At 49.7% G+C, this 18,978-nt stretch carries 18 protein-coding genes; 14 read left to right on the top strand and 4 right to left on the bottom strand.

The genetic code is table 11. The features are described 5' to 3' along the window. Position 1: 1 nt before the first annotated feature. The 6 genes from lepB (at position 2) to folE (ending at position 4,744) form a co-directional block, all read left to right on the top strand. Positions 2-598, top strand: a complete 597-nt coding sequence (gene lepB, locus GGC63_RS16525; protein ID WP_079913598.1) for a signal peptidase I — start codon at positions 2-4, stop codon at positions 596-598. A 43-nt stretch (positions 599-641) separates the two neighbouring features. Next, positions 642-1,811, top strand: a complete 1,170-nt coding sequence (queG, locus tag GGC63_RS16520) for a tRNA epoxyqueuosine(34) reductase QueG (protein ID WP_225948272.1) — start codon at positions 642-644, stop codon at positions 1,809-1,811. Next, positions 1,783-2,304, top strand: coding sequence for a methylated-DNA--[protein]-cysteine S-methyltransferase (locus tag GGC63_RS16515; protein ID WP_225948271.1), 522 nt, complete (start codon positions 1,783-1,785; stop codon positions 2,302-2,304). The genes queG and GGC63_RS16515 overlap by 29 nt, the downstream gene beginning before the upstream one ends. Before the next feature lie 348 nt (positions 2,305-2,652). After that, positions 2,653-3,687, top strand: coding sequence for an HD-GYP domain-containing protein (locus tag GGC63_RS16510; protein WP_192703236.1), 1,035 nt, complete (start codon positions 2,653-2,655; stop codon positions 3,685-3,687). A 92-nt stretch (positions 3,688-3,779) separates the two neighbouring features. Next, complete coding sequence (locus GGC63_RS16505; RefSeq protein WP_079913594.1) at positions 3,780-4,010, top strand: YneF family protein; 231 nt, start codon at positions 3,780-3,782, stop codon at positions 4,008-4,010. 143 nt (positions 4,011-4,153) lie between these two features. Then, positions 4,154-4,744 carry a GTP cyclohydrolase I FolE gene (folE, locus tag GGC63_RS16500; protein WP_192703235.1) on the top strand — a complete coding sequence of 197 codons (591 nt, stop codon included), beginning with the start codon at positions 4,154-4,156 and terminating at the stop codon, positions 4,742-4,744. Between the two features lie 91 nt (positions 4,745-4,835). On the opposite strand, the gene GGC63_RS16495 is transcribed toward folE, so the two are convergent. Then, a complete protein-coding gene (locus GGC63_RS16495; protein WP_192703234.1) occupies positions 4,836-5,861 on the bottom strand; it encodes an alpha/beta hydrolase in 1,026 nt (341 codons plus the stop codon). 319 nt (positions 5,862-6,180) lie between these two features. Here GGC63_RS16495 and GGC63_RS16490 point away from each other — a divergent pair, with 319 nt between their 5' ends. Further along, positions 6,181-6,414, top strand: a complete 234-nt coding sequence (locus GGC63_RS16490; RefSeq protein WP_079913591.1) for a hypothetical protein — start codon at positions 6,181-6,183, stop codon at positions 6,412-6,414. 198 nt (positions 6,415-6,612) lie between these two features. After that, positions 6,613-7,356, top strand: coding sequence for an IclR family transcriptional regulator (locus GGC63_RS16485; RefSeq protein WP_079913590.1), 744 nt, complete (start codon positions 6,613-6,615; stop codon positions 7,354-7,356). 97 nt (positions 7,357-7,453) lie between these two features. On the opposite strand, the gene GGC63_RS16480 is transcribed toward GGC63_RS16485, so the two are convergent. After that, entirely contained in the window at positions 7,454-9,205 is a 1,752-nt protein-coding gene (locus GGC63_RS16480; protein ID WP_192703233.1) for a methyl-accepting chemotaxis protein, read from the bottom strand. Positions 9,206-9,527: 322 nt separating this feature from the next. Continuing rightward, positions 9,528-12,233: an aconitate hydratase AcnA gene (gene acnA, locus GGC63_RS16475; RefSeq protein ID WP_192703232.1), complete on the bottom strand. Its 2,706-nt coding sequence runs from the start codon at positions 12,231-12,233 to the stop codon at positions 9,528-9,530. Positions 12,234-12,669: 436 nt separating this feature from the next. Here acnA and GGC63_RS16470 point away from each other — a divergent pair, with 436 nt between their 5' ends. From GGC63_RS16470 to GGC63_RS16445, 6 genes are all read left to right on the top strand, one after another. After that, positions 12,670-13,692, top strand: coding sequence for an amidase domain-containing protein (locus GGC63_RS16470; RefSeq protein ID WP_192703231.1), 1,023 nt, complete (start codon positions 12,670-12,672; stop codon positions 13,690-13,692). A gap of 112 nt (positions 13,693-13,804) precedes the next feature. Next, a complete protein-coding gene (locus tag GGC63_RS16465; protein ID WP_192703230.1) occupies positions 13,805-14,953 on the top strand; it encodes a D-alanine--D-alanine ligase in 1,149 nt (382 codons plus the stop codon). A gap of 46 nt (positions 14,954-14,999) precedes the next feature. Further along, on the top strand, positions 15,000-15,320 hold the full coding sequence (locus GGC63_RS16460; protein ID WP_079913585.1) for a hypothetical protein: 321 nt from the start codon (positions 15,000-15,002) through the stop codon (positions 15,318-15,320). Between the two features lie 225 nt (positions 15,321-15,545). Further along, the gene (uvsE, locus tag GGC63_RS16455) at positions 15,546-16,535 is read left to right on the top strand and encodes a UV DNA damage repair endonuclease UvsE (RefSeq protein WP_192703229.1); all 990 of its coding nucleotides are present in this window, start codon (positions 15,546-15,548) and stop codon (positions 16,533-16,535) included. A 175-nt stretch (positions 16,536-16,710) separates the two neighbouring features. After that, positions 16,711-17,481, top strand: coding sequence for an enoyl-ACP reductase FabI (gene fabI, locus GGC63_RS16450; protein WP_079913583.1), 771 nt, complete (start codon positions 16,711-16,713; stop codon positions 17,479-17,481). Between the two features lie 251 nt (positions 17,482-17,732). Then, positions 17,733-18,599 (top strand): inositol monophosphatase family protein, encoded by an 867-nt coding sequence (locus GGC63_RS16445; protein ID WP_192703228.1) that lies wholly within the window; start codon positions 17,733-17,735, stop codon positions 18,597-18,599. Positions 18,600-18,790: 191 nt separating this feature from the next. Here the strand turns inward: GGC63_RS16445 and GGC63_RS34490 are convergent. After that, positions 18,791-18,978 (bottom strand): hypothetical protein (locus GGC63_RS34490; protein ID WP_225948270.1); only part of this gene is annotated, 188 nt, incomplete at its 5' end.

Genomic DNA, 18,978 nt, shown 5'->3' with positions numbered 1-18,978 from the left:
CATGGGCTTGTTCTCTCAGAAGAAGCCGGAACGGGAAATTACGGCAGATTCATTATCGGTTGACCATTCAGCCGGATTTTTAGCCGAAGTATGGGAATGGATGAAATCCGTCGTTGTCGCGCTGCTCATCGTACTGCTCATCCATCAGTATGGGTTTCATCTGTCCACGGTCAAAGGAGCGTCCATGCAGCCTACAATCGAAGAGGGCGAGTGGCTGTTCATCAATAAAACGATCCTGTTGACCGGGGGACTGCAGCGCGGCGACGTTGTAGTTGTAAAGGAACCGGATGAAAGCGATACGGAGCACCCCTATTTGGTCAAGAGGGTCGTGGCGGTAGCTGGTGACGAAGTGTCTATTCGCCAGGGCAAATTATATGTGAACGGTGAGGAAGCGAAGGAGTCCTATACGGATACTCTGATCGAGGACGGCCGTTTCGAGCCGTATAAGGTGGAAGAAGGGCGCGTATTTGTCATGGGAGATAACCGGCACCGCTATGCCAGCTACGACAGCCGCAGCTTTGGCGCTGTATCCGTGAAGCAGGTGGAAGGCCGGGCGGAATGGATTGTATGGCCATTGGCCAAATGGAAGAATCTATAGACGGGTTTAGAAATGACAGCTTAGCGAAAGGAGACGAATGCGGATGGACGCGGCAGAGAGCAGCAGCATGGATTGGCATCAGTTGAAGCGTGATATGCAGGAAGCAGCGCCGCAGCTTGGTATCGATAAAATCGGCATTGCAAGCGCGGAGCCTTTCGTGGAGTTGAAGTCGATATTGCAGAAGCACCGGGAACAGGGTTTTGAGTCCGGCTTTGAGGAGCCGGATATTGAGAAGCGTACGGAGCCGGCTCTAAGCCTTGCGGAGCCCCGTTCGATCATCTCCATCGCGGTAGCGTACCCGTCCAAGCTTCCGTACGTCCCGAGATCGGAGCCGGGAGCTTACAGGGGCATGCTGTCCCGTTCTGCATGGGGAGTGGATTATCACCATGTCTTGCGAAACCGGCTCCAGCGACTGGAGGCATGGATTCGGGAACGGGTGCCTGATGCGAGAATAGAGAGCATGGTCGATACCGGAGCTCTGGTCGACCGTGCGGTAGCTGAGCGCGCAGGGATCGGCTGGAGCGGCAAAAATTGCGCTATCATCACCCCTGAGTTCGGCTCCTGGGTATACTTGGGCGAGATGATTACGAATTTGCCGCTTCCGCCGGACCAACCGGTAACGGAAAGCTGCGGAGACTGCACGCTCTGCATTGATGCGTGTCCGACCGGCGCGCTGGTCGGGCCGGGGCAGCTGAATTCGCAGCTGTGTATCTCTTTTATAACTCAGACCAAAGGGCATGTCGAAGACGATACGATCAAAGAAAAGATCGGGAATCGTCTGTATGGCTGCGATACGTGCCAGATCGTATGCCCGAAGAACAAAGGCAAGAACTGGACCCACCATCCGGAGCTTCAGCCGGATCCTGAACAGGCCAAGCCGCTTCTGCTCCCGCTGCTCGAGATGAGCAATCGTGAGTTTAAGGAACGCTTTGGGACAAGCGCAGCCTCATGGCGCGGCAAGAAGCCGATCCAGCGCAATGCGATCTTTGCTCTCGGCCATTTTAAGGAGCGCGAGGCGGTGCCGGCGTTGATTAGGCTGCTGCAGCGGGACGAGCGTCCCGAAATTCGCGGAGCCGCGGCTTATGCGCTCGGACGGATCGGCGGAGAGGACGCCTATCAGGCTATTAGCAGTGCTATGGAGAAGGAACAGGACGAAGTTGTGCTAAAGGAGCTGAATAAAGCCTATGAGCGGCTTAATCATAAACTGCATTGAATTGGAGTCGCCGATCGGACCGTTAGTTTTAGCGGCAGCGGGAGATCGGCTTTGCCATATCGAATTTGGCCATGTGGCCGACGTGGAGCCGCAGCTGACGAAGTGGTCCGCCAAATGGTACAGCACTTCCCAGTGGAATCAAGACGCCACTCCGGTATTGTTAGAGGCCGCAGCGCAGCTGGAGCAATATTTTGCGGGACAGCGAACGGAGTTCGATGTGCCGCTGGATCTGCAGGGAACGCCGTTTCAAATCAGGGTATGGAAAGCGTTAACCGATATACCCTACGGTCAGGTTCGTTCCTACAAGCAAATCGGACAGGCGATCCAATCGGAGAAGGCGGTCCGGGCCGTAGGCGGCGCCAATAATCGCAATCCTGTACCGATCATCGTGCCGTGCCATCGTGTCATTGGTGCGGACGGTTCGTTGGTCGGTTACGGGGGCGGCTTGAATGTGAAAATACATCTACTGCAGCATGAAGGTTATGCGGTATAATAGTTATATTGGGAAATAGGCCCATACGGGGCTTTTGGATTGATAGACTAATAGCTGGGGAGTATCCCTGCCTGAACGTCAGGTCTTGTCATTTTCAATAACAAGAACCTAGTTTTAGCGGCATGCAAAACAAGGGGGATGCCCCTATGCTTACGAAGATAGTTTTCCTACGGAAAACTCAGCCTATGCTTACGAAGATAGTTTTCTTATGGAAACTCAAGCTTATGCTTACGAAGATAGTTTCCTTACGGAAACTTAAGCCTATGCTTACGAAGATAGTTTCCTTACGGAAACTTAAGCCTATGCTTACGAAGATAGTTTCCTTACGGAAACTCTTAGGAGACGACAATGAGATACATACATATCGATAGCATCGAACCGGGGCAGTTCCTGGGAAGAACGATTTTTTCCGGAAACGGGGCCATACTGCTCTCCGAGGGCGTACAGCTCACGGTCTACATGATCACAACCTTGAAAAGAATCGGAGTCACCATGCTCTACATCAAAGACCCGCAGTTTGAGGACATCGAGATGGCCGATATGGTGTCTGAAGAGACGAAACGGGCCGTCATGCAAAGAATGGGAGAGACCTTCGAATCGATCCGTTCGGGCAAGGAAGTGAACACCCGCGCCATTAACGGCAGTATTGAAAATCTGCTGGACGAAATTATGAAAAATAAAGAAGTGCTGCTTCAGCTCTCCGATATCCGCACCAAGGACAATGAACTGTACGTTCATGCGCTTAATGTTTGTATGATGTCCGTATTGATCGGTATCCATATGGGACTTTCCATTCAGCAGCTGCGGGAGCTGGCGGTTGGCGCCATGCTGCACGATATCGGCAAGCTTGAGGCAATAGCGGATGACGCTACGGACGATGTACGTAAGCACCATACCTGGCGCGGGTTCGAGATGCTCAAAAACAAGCGCGAATTGAGCCTGCTGGTTGCGCACGTTGCCTTTCAGCATCACGAGAGGATGGACGGAGAGGGCATACCTCGTCAGCTTCCGGGCGATCAGATTCATCTGTATGCCAAGATAACGGCCGTTGCGGATACTTACGATAATTTGTTATTCGAACTATCTACAGGCCGCCGTATGCTGCCGCATGAAGCTTGCGAGCATATGATGGTTCTTGCGGGAACCCAGCTGGACCGCGACATCGTCATCCACTTTTTACGTACTGTATCCGTATATCCGACCGGTGCATCCGTCAAGCTATCGAGCAAAGAAACCGGGGTCGTCGTTGGTCAGCATCGGGGTCTACCTGGACGTCCGGTCGTTCGCGTGGTCAAATCAGATAGGGCGGATCGGGAGCTGGATGTGAAAGAGATTGACCTGGCCAAGCATACGACGGTATTTATTGAGCAGGTACTGATGTGAATTATAGCTAGGGCAAAAATATCTATTTGTATGAATGACTAGTATTTGCTATTATGAACAATGATGACTTCCTTATGAGGTGAAAAGCAACGATGTGGTGGAACTATGTTATTCCCATTGTAACATTAATAGTAGGGGCAGTAGGGGGATTTTTCGCTGGGGTCTACTATTTGCGCAAGCAGCTAGAAAATATGCAGAATAATCCGCAAATGCTTCAGGAAATGGCTAAAAAAATGGGCTACAACATGAACAAGCAGCAGCTGCAAAAGGCTCAGCAAATGATGAAAAGCCAAAATTTCGGGGGCAAAACCAAAAGAAAGTAAAAGGGCTGATTCACAGCCCTGGCACTTATGCTCATTTTACTATAAACGAATACAGATGAGAGCGAGACAGGTACAAGCACTAAGGAATATCTTACGGAGCAAGCTGCGCGAGGTGCGCAGCTTAGAGGGAGGGTAAAACAAGCATGCCGGCTAAAGATTACAAAAACACTCGAGTTTCAGAAAACCGGGAGTTGATAGAAGGTCATATCCGTGAAATTTTGCGTCTGATCGGTGAAGACGTTGATCGTGAAGGACTGCTCGATACCCCCGCTAGGGTAACCCGGATGTACGAGGAAATTTTCGCAGGTTATGAAGCCGATTACAAGGATATCCTCGGCGTAGCGTTCGATGAAAAGCACGAAGAGCTTGTTATCGTAAAGGATATCGTGTATTACAGCCAATGTGAGCACCACATGGCTCCGTTCTTCGGTAAAATTCATATCGGCTATGTGCCGAGCGGCAGAATCGCGGGGCTTAGCAAGTTCGCCCGGCTGGTTGAAGCCATCACCCGCAGATTGCAGGTGCAGGAGCGCATTACTTCCGAGATTGCGGACATCATTGAAAAGGAGCTTGCACCACACGGTTGTATGGTTGTCGTGGAAGGCGAGCACCTGTGCATGTGCGCACGCGGCGTGAAGAAGCCTGGCAGCAAGACGGTTACTTCGGCTGTTCGCGGATTGTTCCGCAAGGATCCGGCTGCACGTGCCGAATTCCTGTCGCTGCTCAAACAATAATTCCAATGCAAAATCCCCCTTCTGCCAGGTTATCCGGTAGGGAGGGGGATTTTTTTGTCGCTTAGTGGGGCGATTTTTGCTCCACCGGCCGTTAACTCTGCACTTCCTGTCCTTTGTCGTGTGAGGAGGATAAGGTTCTCAGGAAGCCCATGGTAAGACTTAAATATGTTTTAGGATGGGCTCTGTAAATCAGCTCATGACTGTCCTTGGGCAAAAGCCACAGCTGAGAGCCTGAATTCGGCGGCTGATTTTGAAAAATCTCCTGCGCCATTTCGTAAGGCGCCTTCAAGTCCTGCTTGCCGTGAATAAAGAAAATAGGGATGTTATATTTAGTCTCTTTAACTTGATTATATGGAATCTGATTCAGGCTGACCCCGTTGATGAACGGGAAGAACAAATAGACGAGCGGCTGGGTTGGGAACTTCGGCAGATTGGCGACCTGCTTCATGTTGTGGTACACCGTATCGGGCTCCAATATGAAGGTGCTATCGAGAATCATTCCGTCGATGTCGTCGCTCAGCAAAGCGGCCTGCAGTGCCGTTCCGGCCCCCATAGAGAAGCCCCATACATACACTTGCTTTGCTCCGTGATCCCTGGCATATTTTACGGCACCAAGCAGCTCCTGCGATTCGCGAATGCCCCCGGTAACACTTTCCTTTGGCTGTACAAAACCATAATCGAACATCAGAACATTGTAATTTTGCTGATGGAGCTCCTTAGCCAAATCATAGAGAGGAACCCATATTTCTTCACGGTTCCCGCCGTAGCCATGAGAGAATACAACGGTTTTGGTAGAGGCAGCCGATTGGACGGCAGGAATATACCATCCGTTAAGCACCGAGCTGTCATTAAGGCTTGGAAATTGGATATCCTGGTATTCAACGCCGATGGTGGCGGCCGGGTTTGATTTCAGCGGATCAATATGAGGCCGGGCCAGCGTCCAGGCAATATAAGCGTGAAAAGCCATAACGAGGCTGATTAATAAAAGCAGAGCCGACAAAAGGGCGATAAGAATGCTCCGAGCCCTTCGTTTAACAATGGATGGCTGTTTGACAGCGATTTCAACTTGAGCTGCGGCAGTAGATACGGGAACGGGAGACATAGGGTTCGGTTCCATCGAAATCCCTCCTTATGTAGACTAAGATGACTTGGTGGCGAGCGTCATTACCATGTATGGAGAAATAGATGGATTCATGGTCTTTTACTCTTATTTCTATAGTAAAATGGCAGTGTGCCAACCGTCAATCGGCCGCGAAAAATGTAAACTGGCTGTAATATGGATGTAACAATAGAGGAAAGTAGTTTCCAGTTGCAGGAATTTCATAATATCAAAATTGAAGTAAGGGCAGAGATGAAAAAGACTTGTTCTCAATCCGTCTTAAAGCTTGTATACAGGAATAGGATAGTAACAATGACTTGTAAACGGGGGAGAGCATGTGAAGCGGGGAAAAGTCAAAATAGCGGGAATCACGATGTATTGCCTACTAATGCTGAGCATTCCATTGCTGCTCTATTTCGAAATTCAGGATTGGCTTCTGCCAGGTACGATTCTGGTTGTAGTTATGTTTGCGCTGGGTATGGGCATGCTGTGGTTATCAGACTACGAGGATGAACAGGCCGCAAAAGCCAAGCACAAGCATTCGGCCCGAATGCGTTCGATGGATAGGTAGGAGGAAACGGGCAGTCCTTGAGCCGTTCGCGCCAGGGCTGCTTTGTTTTTTTCTTATACAGATCGGAAGGGTGATTTATGAAAAAGGCTCATGAGCTCTGGAAAAGGGAATTAGAGACTTTACGATACGAAGGGATATGAGTTATACTATACGTAACAAAGTTTCATCAAGTGAAACCGAAAGTTGAGGGAATAGCAGATGGAAGATGGCAAATTAACGGTGCGCGCGGTAGAGCGCGCTTTGGATATATTGCTTTGTTTTGCGGATTCATCCGATTTGAGTTTAACGGAGATCGCCTCCCGGGTCTCGCTGCATAAAAGCACGGTACACCGGCTGCTAGCCTCTTTGGAAGGGAAGGGTTTCATTATCCGTGACCCTTCCTCGGACAAGTATCGGCTAGGCTTCCGCATCTGGGAGCTTTCCGCCAATTTAACGCACAGCGACGATCCGGCCCAAATCTTCCTGCCGGAGATGGAGCGGCTACGTGATCAGCTTGATGAAACGATCAGCCTGTACGTCAGCGATCGTTTGGAGCGAGTTCGCGTACAAGCCGTTCAGAGCAATCAGGCGATCCGCAGAGTGGCCCCTATCGGAGCTCGAATGCCGCTGTATGTCGGCGCATCGAGCAAGATTCTGGTCGCGTTCGCCGAGCCTGAGGCGCAGCAGGAGCTGCTGTCCAGTCCAAGCTGGCCGGCAAGCTTGGATAAAGCGGCCTTTCTGCAGCAGCTCGCAGAGGCGAAGACGCTTGGCTATGCGACCAGCGTCGAGGAGCGAGAGCCCGGAGCCGCAGCCGTAGCGGTGCCCATTCTGAATGGAGCGCACCGTTTAGTCGCCGCCCTTGCCGTTAGCGGGCCCTCCAACCGGCTCACCCTGGAGAAGATGATGGAGCATGCTCCTGTGCTTATGGAAGCGGCACGGCGCATGGGCAAGATGGTCATATAACCGACAAAACGCAGCAGTCCGAAGGATGGAATCCACCCAAGGACTGCTGCGTTTTTCTTACCATAATAGAACATGAAAGGCTTCGATAGAGGTTTTCTTATGACTGCTTCAATTTGAATTGGCTGACCGAGTCCGCCAAATCCTGCGCAATTTTGCTCAAAGCATTAGCGGAAGAGGCGATTTCATCCATAGATGCCAGCTGCTCCTCCGTAGAGGCGGCCACATTCTGCGAAGCCGCCGCAGCGTGTTTGGCTCGCCCGCTCATGTCCGTAACCGATGCGGAGACCTCCTCTGAGCTTGCCGCCATTTGCTGCGCCGCTGCGGCAACCTCCTGGATTTTTTGCGATACCAGCTGAGAAGCCTGGACAATCAGCTGAAACTTTTCATTGGCCTCATGCACCGCATCTTTGCCTCCATGGACCTCGGCCAAGCTTTTGGTCATCGTGCCAACAGCCTTTGCCGTATCGTTCTGAATATGCTCTACAATTTCGCTGATTTCTTCAACAGATCTTGCTGCTTGCTCCGCCAGTTTCTTGACCTCACCGGCAACGACTGCAAATCCGCGGCCGTGCTCGCCTGCCCTTGCCGATTCTATAGCTGCGTTAAGCGCCAGAAGGCCGGTCTGAGCCGCGATGTCGCCGATAAGATTAATGATATTCCCGATATGATCGGAGTGCTGTGCAAGCTGTTTAATGTCTTCTCCAGCCTGTTCTACGGAGCCGCTGATGGTTTCCATCCGTTGGATGACGTCCTGGATCGATTGATTGCCCAGATCGGCTTGATTGGATGCCTCAAGGGACAGCTCGGACACCTCCGAGCTGGTCTCCGCAATTCGTTGAATCCCGATAGCCATTTCTTCCATGGCACGGCTGGATTCCTCGCCGCTTTGTACCTGATTTTCCGCATCCTGAGCGACCTCTTGAATGGATGCCGCAATATGCTTGCTCGCTTGTGCACTTTCCTCAGAGCTGGCCAGTAATTGCTCGGAGGACGCCGCGACGGCGGAGGAGGTATCTTGGATGTGATGGATCGTTCCTTTGAGGTTATCGACCATAAGATTTAAAGACGAGACCAGAAGTCCAATTTCATCTTTATTTTTGACGGATACCCGATCCATGGTCAGATCGCCTTGAGATATGCTTTGCAGCCGCTCTGAAACGATTCGTACCGGCTTCGAAATATTTCTCGTAATAACGAAGGCCAAGCAAAGACCGAGCAAAACAGACAGCGCCATGATCGCGATAGAAGTGGTCATCGCTGATTTGTAGAGGGCTTGGCTTTCATTTTTAGCCAGGATAGCTCCGTCATGATTCAGCTTAACCAGCTGGTCTATCTTGTCCTGCATTTTGTCGTACTGCTCCTGGGATTTGTCGATTATGGCGTTGATGTCATCCGCTCTCTTGCCGGATCCGGTAATAAGATTGATTTCAGCCGATAGCTTGATCGTGTCCGAGTAGACCTGACGGTATTGTTTCCATTCGCTCTCGAGAGAGTCAAACAGCTTGCGGTCTTCCTCACTCACAAAGCTCTTGCGATATTGGGAGAACGACTGGTCGATAGTGCCGAATATGAGATCGGTTTTTTGGATGAGCTGTGCTTTTTGATTGGAATCAGGCTCACTCATGATGGCGTATTGCGAGGATAGAACATGCTCTGTTAAATAGTTAATGTTATTAATGATTTCTACCCCTTCAAGCCAGGAGTTGGTTATTTCGTTGGTTTTCCCTTGAACCTGCTCAATCTTGTCCAAACCCGTAAATCCCATAATAATTAGCAGTACAAGCATGAGGGTAAAAGAAAGATAGAGCTTTTTTCCGACGGATGGTGATAACGTTTTTTTCAGCCACATGGGTGTTCAATCTCCTCTGGTGTCCAATATGGTAAATGCATTTACTATTATATCGACCGTACCAGAGGGTTTTTGTAGAATCATTTTGACGGCGGACACAAATTTTCCTCCCTCCGCAAACAGAGCCAATTAGTCTTCCGACGTAAAAAGAACCCCGCCGAAGTATATTGGCAATAGCTCAAGGTCTATAGGTTTTCCTACAGCCCCCGCAAAAGTGGGGCACTATCTTCGAAGCTGATTCAGGTACTTTGCGGAAGCCTCGAAATGGACATAAAAAAAGCCCCGCGAAGGGGCTTTTCCTGTAGCTATAAAAGATTGAACCTTAAGCCATGATTTGGCGCAATACGGTTTGCAGAATACCGCCGTTACGGTAGTAGTCCACATCCACCATGCTGTCCAGACGAACGATTGCTTCAAAGTTGAAGCTGCTTCCGTCTTCACGGGTAGCTGTTACCGTTACGCTTTGTCCTGGCTGTACGTCGTTGTTCAAGCCAGTGATGTCAAATGTTTCTGTACCAGTAATACCGAGCGCTTTCCAGCCTTGGCCTTCTTTGAATTGAAGAGGCAGTACGCCCATACCGACCAGGTTGGAGCGGTGAATACGCTCGAAGCTTTCTGCGATAACGGCTTTAACGCCGAGCAGGAAGGTACCTTTAGCAGCCCAGTCACGGGAGCTTCCGGTTCCGTATTCTTTACCTGCGATAACAACAAGGTTAGTGCCTTGAGCTTGGTACTTCATGGATGCATCATAGATGGATTCCACTTGACCGGTTGGCAGGTAAGTCGTTACGCCGCCTTCGGTTCCAGGAGCCACTTGGTTACGAATACGGATGTTCGCGAAAGTACCGCGCATCATGACATCGTGGTTACCGCGGCGGGAACCGTAGGAGTTGAAGTCTTCTTTCTTCACGCCATGCTCGATCAAGAATTTACCTGCAGGGCTGTCTACTTTGATGTTACCTGCTGGCGAGATGTGGTCCGTCGTTACGGAGTCGCCCAGCAATGCCAATGTTCTTGCGCCTTTGATGTCGGCGATATCGGAGATGCCTGCACCCAGGTTTTCGAAGAACGGCGGGTTAGCGATATAAGTGGATTTTTCATCCCACTCGTACAATTCGCCTTCCGGTACATCGATAGCATTCCAACGCTCGTTAGCACGGAATACGTTGGAGTATTTCGCACGATAAATATCAGGGCTCATTGCAGTAGAGATTGCTTCTTGAATCTCGTCTTTGGATGGCCAAATATCTTTCAAATAAACCGGCTGGTTCGCTTGGTCGTAGCCGATAGGATCGTTAGCCAGGTCGATGTTCACCGTTCCTGCCAAAGCGTAAGCAACAACAAGCGGCGGAGAAGCCAGGTAGTTAGCTTTAACTTGAGCGTGAACGCGGCCTTCAAAGTTACGGTTACCGGACAATACAGCCGCTACCGTCATATCGTTGTCGGCAATTGCTTGGCTTACTTCGTCAGGCAATGGGCCGGAGTTACCGATACAGGTTGCACAGCCGTAGCCTGCTACGTGGAAGCCCAATGCTTCAAGAGACTCCAGCAAGCCTGCATTTTTCAGGTACTCGGTAACAACAAGGGAACCAGGAGTCAAGCTGCTTTTTACGTAAGCTGGTTTTTTCAAACCGCGAGCTACCGCTTTTTTAGCAACAAGACCTGCTCCTAACATAACGCTTGGGTTGGAAGTGTTCGTACAGCTGGTAATAGCTGCGATAACAACAGCGCCAGTACCCATTTTCGTTACTTCGCCGCTTGGGTGCTTCACTTCAACGACTTCAGCGATTTTCTCATCGCTCAGGCCGTATCCGCCTTTGTCGATTGGTGTGCGAACGATCGAGTTGAAGGATTCCTTCATAGCTGTCAGCTCTACGCGGTCTTGAGGACGCTTAGGACCTGCCAAGCTAGGTACAACGGAGGAAAGGTCAAGCTCGATTTTGTCGGTGAATACAGGGTCTGGAGTTTCATCCGTACGGAACATGCCTTGCGCTTTGTAGTAAGCTTCAACCAGCGCGATTTGCTCTTCTTCACGGCCAGTGCTTCTCAAGTAGTTCAAGGATTCGGAGTCAACAGGGAAGAAGCCGATCGTTGCACCGTACTCAGGAGCCATGTTAGCTACGGTAGCACGGTCAGCCAAGCTGATGTTGCTCAGTCCTGGGCCGTAGAACTCCACGAATTTACCTACAACGCCTTTTTTACGAAGCATTTGAGTAACGGTCAGAGCCAGGTCAGTCGCTGTTGCGCCTTCTGGCAATGTGCCTGTCAATTTGAAGCCGATAACTTCAGGTGTTACGAAGTACAGAGGTTGGCCAAGCATACCTGCTTCTGCCTCGATACCGCCAACGCCCCAGCCTACGATACCAAGACCGTTGATCATGGTGGTGTGGGAGTCAGTACCTACAAGGGAGTCAGGGTATACTTCAGTTTCGCCGTCTACGACTTTCGTAGCTGCCACGGAAGCCAGGTACTCCAAGTTAACTTGGTGAACGATACCTGTTGAAGGAGGAACAGCACGGAAATTATCGAATGCCGTTTGTGCCCAGCGCAAGAAACGGTAGCGCTCTTCGTTACGTTCAAATTCAATGTTGATGTTTGTATCCAAAGCGCTTGGAGTACCGAACGCATCCACCATAACGGAGTGGTCGATAACCAAGTCAACTGGAACCAACGGGTTAATCCGCTTAGGATCTCCGCCGGATTTCTTCATGGTGTCTCTCATTGCCGCCAAGTCAACGACAACCGGTACGCCGGTGAAATCTTGAAGGACGATACGTGCAGGGATGAAAGGAATTTCTTTCTCTTCACGCTCTTTCGCCCAGTTAGCGATTTGTTTAACATGCTCTGGAGTGATCGCTCTGCCGTCAAATTGGCGGACAGCTGCTTCCAAAAGCACTTTAATGGAGAAAGGAAGTTGGGAAATGTTGCCGAGGCCTTGCTCTTCAAGTCCTGGCAAGCTGTAATAATGGAATGTTTTACCCTTTACATCAAGCGCTTTGCGGACCGAGTAATGGTCTTTTTTAGCCATGAGTGGTTATTCCTCCTTAAGTAGTTAAAGTAAGCTGAAACCAAGATCGTTTCACTTGATGAAACATGATTTCATAATTGCTATACACTAAGTATACATGCTGAAAGGCCCGGCGTAAAGGTCAATTTCAATCATTTTTGGCACCCGTTGCTCATATATTGGGAGTGATAAACAGGTGCGGGAGCAGCATGTCCCGCCGCCTTCTTGGGATATCTTCTATAGATTGTTAGGTGCCAGGTTGTTCAATCCGGGGGCTGCCTCCAATGGACGAAAGCCTAAATTTCGACAAAAAGTGCAGGAACTATGCATTGGACTCCCCTAGAACGGTAAGCTTTAGACCTCAATCAACCGATGTCGATGGAATTTAGCCTTGACGGAACGTTGAAGTCTGGGGGTATTCGGTTTAGCCATTTCATCATTAATGGAGGTAGCCCGCATGTCGTGGAAAACAACGCTCTATGATTATGTTCACCACAAAAACCAAATGGATATGGATTATTCTGTCGAGCCTTTACTGCCAATAGTAACGGATCGTGCGTACTTGCAGGCACAAATTCAACGGCTGGCCCGAACGGCGCAAACGGATCAGGATCGGAACTTTTTCCCGTCCAAAAGCGAAACCCGCCTATCGATTATTCACGCCGAAGAACAAGCGGGTAGAGTGATTGCGAACGTCAGGCTCCGCCGCACCTCGGTCGGTTCCATCGGGATCCGGGATCATGAGGAGCAGAGAGTGGAGTCCGAGCGCATTCAATTGGAAGAGCTGGACGGCAAATGGTATATCATAAACATCGAAGCGTTAAGCGCGGAGTGTTCCCATCCCCGAACAGCCGGCTTGGACAATGGATATCAGCCCGCCGATTATTATTCGGAGGAATATGGAACGGGCAGGGTGCCCTCTACTCCTTATTTGAACTACAATATCCTTCCCTATCTGGAGACGGGCAATCGCAAATCCGTCTACGACCGGGTTAAAGCCGTACAGTATGCCGATATGTGGTGGGATAAAGGGAACCCGGCTTACATTGAATTTGAAGTCGATTGCAGCAATTATATATCCCAATGCCTCTTTGCAGGCGGGGCGCCAATGCACTATACTGGGAAAAGGGATTCCGGATGGTGGTACAAGGGACGTTACAACGGACAGGAGCTCTGGAGCTACAGCTGGGCTGTTGCACACAGTCTGCAGCGGTATTTAATAAGCAACCGCAATGGACTGACCGCCGAGGAAGTGCCTCAAGCCGATATGCTGGAGCTGGGCGACGTCATCAGCTATGATTGGGACGGCAACGGACGGTTCCAGCACAGCACGATAGTAACGGCCAAGGATGAGAACGGCATGCCCCTGGTTAATGCTCATACCACAAACAGCTTCCACCGTTATTGGAGCTACAAGGATTCCGTAGCCTGGACGGAGAAGACTCAATACCGGTTTCTACATATTGCGGATCTCTTGTGAGTCGATGCTTCCATAGGCTTCCGAAGTAGAGCATTCTTTTCTCGAATGCTCTTAGCTTACGAGATTAGCGATTTTACTATGCATGAAATGACATATCCATTCGGAGGTTATTATGAAAGACAAAATTCGCGTCGGCTTAGTTTACGGAGGAAAGTCGGGGGAGCATGAAGTGTCCCTTCAGACGGCAATGGCCGTAATCCAAGCGTTCGATATGAACAAATATGAAATTCAGCCGTTTTACATAACCAAACAGGGAGAGTGGCGCTCCGGCCCCATGCTGAACGGTCCGGTACCTAATGTTGCGGCTCTTACCTTCCAGGATGAGGCGGAATCGGAACAAACTTTTGCACTCCAGCCTTTCTTTTCATCTCTACAGACTGCGGACAAGGCGGAGATCAGCTCGGTAAAGGATTCTCCAGCAGTAAGCGGCTCTTCCAAGCCCATCGATGTGGTTCTGCCGCTGCTTCATGGCACCTTCGGCGAGGACGGCACGATTCAAGGCTTGTTGGAAATGGCCAACATTGCGTATGCTGGAGCCGGTGTATTGGCTTCTGCCGTCGGCATGGACAAAATCATGATGAAAAAGGTGTTTGCGCAGGAGGGCCTGCCGCAATGCGTTTACCGTCACTTTACAAAAACCCAGTGGGAAAAGGATCAAGCCTTCTTCTTAATGGAGATTGAAGTATCCATCGGCTATCCGTGCTTTGTCAAACCAGCTAACCTCGGTTCAAGCGTAGGTATCAGCAAAGCAGGAAACCGCGACGAGCTGATCGCCGCCATCCAAACGGCGTTCCAGTTCGACCGCAAAGTCATCATAGAAGAGAACATTAACGCACGGGAGGTGGAGGTTGCCGTTTTGGGCAATGATGATCCTCAAGCTTCCGTCGTCGGTGAAATCGTCTCGTCCAATGAATTTTATGATTATAAAGCCAAATATATTGATGGAAAATCATCCATGATCATTCCGGCCGAAATCCCTCAGGAGCTGTCGGACCAAATTCGGGAGATGGCGGTTCGCGCCTTTCAGGCGATCGATGGGTCTGGCTTGTCCCGTGTAGACTTTTTCTTGAGGAAAGAAGATAATAAGATCTATATTAATGAAATCAATACCATGCCTGGCTTTACTCCGTTCAGCATGTATCCGCTGCTGTGGAAGGAGACCGGCAAATCTTATCAGCAGCTGCTCGACGATCTGGTTACGCTGGCGCTGCAGCGGCATGCGGAGAAGCAACGGCTTCAGTATTCTTTTGACGTAGAATAAGTATCCTAAGCATTACAAGATGAATCCTTGACAAGGAGGGCTACGCATGGGATTTCAAACGGAGTTCAATTCGGTCTGCAAGTTCAAATCCGAGCAGGAGCTGTATGAGCTATTGGAATACGGCAAAGGCAAAATGGTGAAAAAAGGCTTTCGCGTATTTCCTACAGGACAGATGGTCATAGCCTACTCCCCAGATAATAAAGCAATTGCTATCGTAAAAATTTTAGCATCCATCGCGGAGATCAACTTTCAAGGCGAGGAAGTCACTCAGGTCGAAATGGAGCTGGTGCGCAGATTGACCGAGGAAGAAGCAAGAGTACAAACCGCCTTGGCTCATGAAATGTTTTTTGGACTGAATCATCCCTGATGTTAAAAACATCTTTCCTTAAGAAAAGGAAGGATGTTTTTTTCTTGCCCGGGCTTATCGCCGCATACATAGAAGCGGGCTGCACGTTCCAGCCATACAAAGGCGAAGCATTTGCCGATTGCAGGAGATCTCCTGAAACTATCAGGACGGTGTCATTTACCTACATAGACGAAACTTGTTTAAGGGGAACCTAGCTCAAAAGGCAGTTTAAGGAGTGTATCCCTAATGATCGTTCGTCTTGGCTATGTCGCGATGTCGATGTTCGTATCCAACGCTTCCCCTTCGAAGACTATGACGGCAACCAACTTCATGAAGCTGGAGGATAGGGAAGCGGCCCTGCGTAAGCTGGAACGGATAGCGATGGAAAATATCCATAATACGTTGCGGCTGCTGAAGCACAACCGGGCTTATGATATTGAGATGTACCGCTGTTCCTCCAAGCTGATCCCCCTGATCGGGCATGAAGCCCTAGAAGGCTGGGACCCTATGACGGTCTTAAGCGATTCCTTCCAAGAGCTTGGGAGTTACGCTCTGGAGCATTCGATGAGGCTCAGCTTTCATCCGGATCATTTTACCGTCTTAAGCACACCGAGAGAAGAAGTGCTCCGCAATTCTCTATTAGATTTGGACCGGCATGTGACGATGCTTGAAGCAATGGGGTTGGACGAATCGGCCAAATGCAACATCCATGTAGGGGGGACCTACGGTAATAAGGAAACGGCCTCCAAACGATTTATGGCTAGGTTTGTCGAGCTCCCGGACCGCATTCGCCGAAGAATGACCCTGGAGAATGATGATAAGACGTTTACCGCGCTGGAGACGCTAGAAATTTGTGAGAAGCTTGAGACTCCGATGGTACTTGATATTCATCATCACCAAGTGAACCATGAAGAGGGGCACGAAAACCCCGCAAAGCTATGGCCACGCATTCTTCATACTTGGCGCAATGAAAAAGCCCAGGGTACGAATCAGCCGCTTCCGCCCAAAATTCACGTCTCGAGTCCCAAAAGCGACAAAGATCCGCGAAGTCATGCCGATTATATTGATGCGGCGGTGCTTATGGAATTCCTTCATGCAATCGCTCCTGTCACACCCAGATTGGATATTATGATCGAGGCCAAGAAAAAGGACGAGGCTTTGCTGAAGCTGATGGAGGATTTGAGCCGTCACACAGATATTAAAGCTTTGTCTCAGGCCTCCTTCGAAATAGGATAAGTTCCATGGCTGATACTGGTCTCAGCAGCGCCTTCAGCTTATCCGGCGGAGATATACGAAGAGCAAGGTTTATTGATGGTTTTCTCTCTTGAAAAATTGGTAAAAATGGGGTACTTTGAGAATGAAGCAGGTTTGACAAGCCTCATTTTATTTCGGAGAGGGGACTTAAGGTTTCATGACTCAACTGTTGAACGGAAAAAATATATTGGTCATGGGAGTTGCCAACGACCGCAGTATCGCATGGGCCATCGCACAGTCATTGGCTGCGCAAGGCGCGCGTTTAGCTTTCACTTATGAAAGCGAGAGAGTGGAGGAGCGGGTTCGGAAGCTGGCCGATACAATTCCCAACTCCGTTGTGCTGCCCTGCAATGTAACCGTAGATGCCGAGATCGACACGCTCGCTTCAGCAATTAGAGAGCATTTCGGCGTACTGCACGGACTTGTACATAGCATCGCTTTTGCCAAAACGGAAGAGCTCGAAGGCTTGTTCGTAGGCACCTCGCGCGAAGGCTTCGCTCTGGCTCATGATATCAGCGCTTATTCTCTGGTAGCTGTATCACAGCGGATGTATCCTCTGATGACCGAGGGCGGCAGCATCATGACTATGACGTACCTGGGCGCTGAACGCGCTATGAAAAACTACAATGTCATGGGCGTGGCTAAAGCTGCCTTGGAGGCAAGCGTGCGTTACCTGGCGAATGACCTTGGACAATATAACGTTCGCGTGAACGCGATTTCGGCCGGACCTATCCGTACGCTGGCGGCCAAAGGCATTAAGGATTTCAATTCTATTTTGAGAACGGTTGAAGAGAAAGCTCCTCTGAGACGTACTACAGAAGTAGCAGAGGTAGGAGATACGGCTATGTTCCTTATGAGCCACCTTTCCCGCGGAATTACCGGCGAAGTCATTTATGTAGACAACGGCTATCATATCGTAGGTGTATAATAAATCAATCCTAATGAATTTTGACGGAACCCTTTGCCGATTTGGCAGAGGGTTTCTAGCGTTTTTTGGAAGAAATAGCACTCTAGCTGAGCGATCTTCCATTTTGAGGGGAAATGACCGGGGGAGTTTGTTGATTTGTCATAAACGACAGCATTATTTGGGTGAAACGCTGTAGCTTTTAAAACGTATATTCACTATACTGAGTGTAATTGCAACCCTTAATCTATAAGGGAGAAAAGGAATGATTCGAAATGGCTAACGAAAGCAATACGTCCTTTATTGTGGGAAGTAAGAATTTTACCGCAGTGGCCATTAATACCGCATCCAAAGCTGGAGAATGGATCCAGAGCAAGTTGGGGGATTTCAACAGCTTACATACGAAATATTCCCCTCATGATCTTGTAACGGAAGTGGACAAGGGCGCTGAGAAGATGATCCGCAATTTAATACAAACGCATTTTCCCCATCACTCTATCCTTGGAGAAGAGGGGGTTGAACCGGGACCGGCTGCTTCAAGCAAGGCATTGGAAGAGGTAAGCGATGCCGAGTACCTATGGATTGTGGACCCTTTGGACGGAACGACCAATTTTGTTCACGGGTTTCCTTTCTTTAGTGTATCCATTGCGTTGGCGCATAAAGGCGAAGTCATCGTCGGTGTTGTATATAACCCGATTCATGACGAACTGTTCGTAGCGGAAAAAGGCAAAGGAGCCTACGTCAAAGGAAGAAGAATGCGTGTATCCAAAGAGACCAAGCTCTCCGAGAGCTTGATAGCGACCGGTTTTCCGGCGGACCGATCCTATGCGCTGCCTATTAACCTCCAGGGTGTACAAGCGCTGACTCCCAAAGTGCGCAATATCCGCGTTGCCGGATCGGCGGCTCTGCATATGGCCTATGTTGCAGCGGGGCGTCTTAGCGGCTTCTGGGAAATCGGCTTGAATTCCTGGGATATGGCTGCAGGAGCTTTATTAATCACCGAATCCGGGGGTACGGTAACAGATACCTCCGGTAACCCCTATACCCTAGGAGTTCGAAATGTTCTTGCTTCAAATGGCCATATCCATGGGGAGTTCCAGCAGGAGCTTACGGCGGCCAACGCAACGGGCAGCAGCACATAGGAAGGTCCGGATAACAAGATGCAGCCTCAAACCAATCGATTTCTCGAATGGTTTGGGGCTGTTATGTTTTGCGGGAGTTTGGGTATAATAAAAAAATGTTCCAAAGTACTTGCAATCTTTTTTTAATCGTGCTATATTGGTTTCCGGCCAAGAGACAGGCCGATACGCAAGCAAGACTTGAAAAAACAATTTCAAAAAAAGCTTGCAATGAGTAAGGCGATATGATATATTGAAATTCCGCGCTGCTGAGACAGCGACGGACAAGCAAGATGGATTAGCAATACATTGTCCTTTGAAAACTGAACAACGAGTGAATGTTTGAACAGAGAATGAAAATTCTCGCTAGCATTGAATTTTGAGCTTAAGACAAGCTCTATTA

Source organism: Paenibacillus sp. OAS669 (assembly GCF_014873645.1).
Taxonomy (GTDB): domain Bacteria; phylum Bacillota; class Bacilli; order Paenibacillales; family NBRC-103111; genus Paenibacillus_S; species Paenibacillus_S vulneris.
This window is presented reverse-complemented; position numbering and strand designations above follow the sequence as displayed.

Bases quoted from the DNA above. Each gene is read 5' to 3' on its own strand.
- folE (WP_192703235.1), top strand. From the start codon at position 4,154: ATGCCGGCTAAAGATTACAAAAACACTCGAGTTTCAGAAAACCGGGAG.
- GGC63_RS16480 (WP_192703233.1), bottom strand. From the start codon at position 9,205: ATGTGGCTGAAAAAAACGTTATCACCATCCGTCGGAAAAAAGCTCTAT.
- lepB (WP_079913598.1), top strand. From the start codon at position 2: ATGGGCTTGTTCTCTCAGAAGAAGCCGGAACGGGAAATTACGGCAGAT.
- GGC63_RS16510 (WP_192703236.1), top strand. From the start codon at position 2,653: ATGAGATACATACATATCGATAGCATCGAACCGGGGCAGTTCCTGGGA.
- queG (WP_225948272.1), top strand. From the start codon at position 642: ATGGACGCGGCAGAGAGCAGCAGCATGGATTGGCATCAGTTGAAGCGT.
- acnA (WP_192703232.1), bottom strand. From the start codon at position 12,233: ATGGCTAAAAAAGACCATTACTCGGTCCGCAAAGCGCTTGATGTAAAG.
- GGC63_RS16445 (WP_192703228.1), top strand. From the start codon at position 17,733: ATGGCTAACGAAAGCAATACGTCCTTTATTGTGGGAAGTAAGAATTTT.
- GGC63_RS16460 (WP_079913585.1), top strand. From the start codon at position 15,000: ATGGGATTTCAAACGGAGTTCAATTCGGTCTGCAAGTTCAAATCCGAG.
- GGC63_RS16505 (WP_079913594.1), top strand. From the start codon at position 3,780: ATGTGGTGGAACTATGTTATTCCCATTGTAACATTAATAGTAGGGGCA.
- GGC63_RS16465 (WP_192703230.1), top strand. From the start codon at position 13,805: ATGAAAGACAAAATTCGCGTCGGCTTAGTTTACGGAGGAAAGTCGGGG.
- fabI (WP_079913583.1), top strand. From the start codon at position 16,711: ATGACTCAACTGTTGAACGGAAAAAATATATTGGTCATGGGAGTTGCC.
- uvsE (WP_192703229.1), top strand. From the start codon at position 15,546: ATGATCGTTCGTCTTGGCTATGTCGCGATGTCGATGTTCGTATCCAAC.
- GGC63_RS16515 (WP_225948271.1), top strand. From the start codon at position 1,783: ATGAGCGGCTTAATCATAAACTGCATTGAATTGGAGTCGCCGATCGGA.
- GGC63_RS16470 (WP_192703231.1), top strand. From the start codon at position 12,670: ATGTCGTGGAAAACAACGCTCTATGATTATGTTCACCACAAAAACCAA.
- GGC63_RS16495 (WP_192703234.1), bottom strand. From the start codon at position 5,861: ATGGAACCGAACCCTATGTCTCCCGTTCCCGTATCTACTGCCGCAGCT.
- GGC63_RS16485 (WP_079913590.1), top strand. From the start codon at position 6,613: ATGGAAGATGGCAAATTAACGGTGCGCGCGGTAGAGCGCGCTTTGGAT.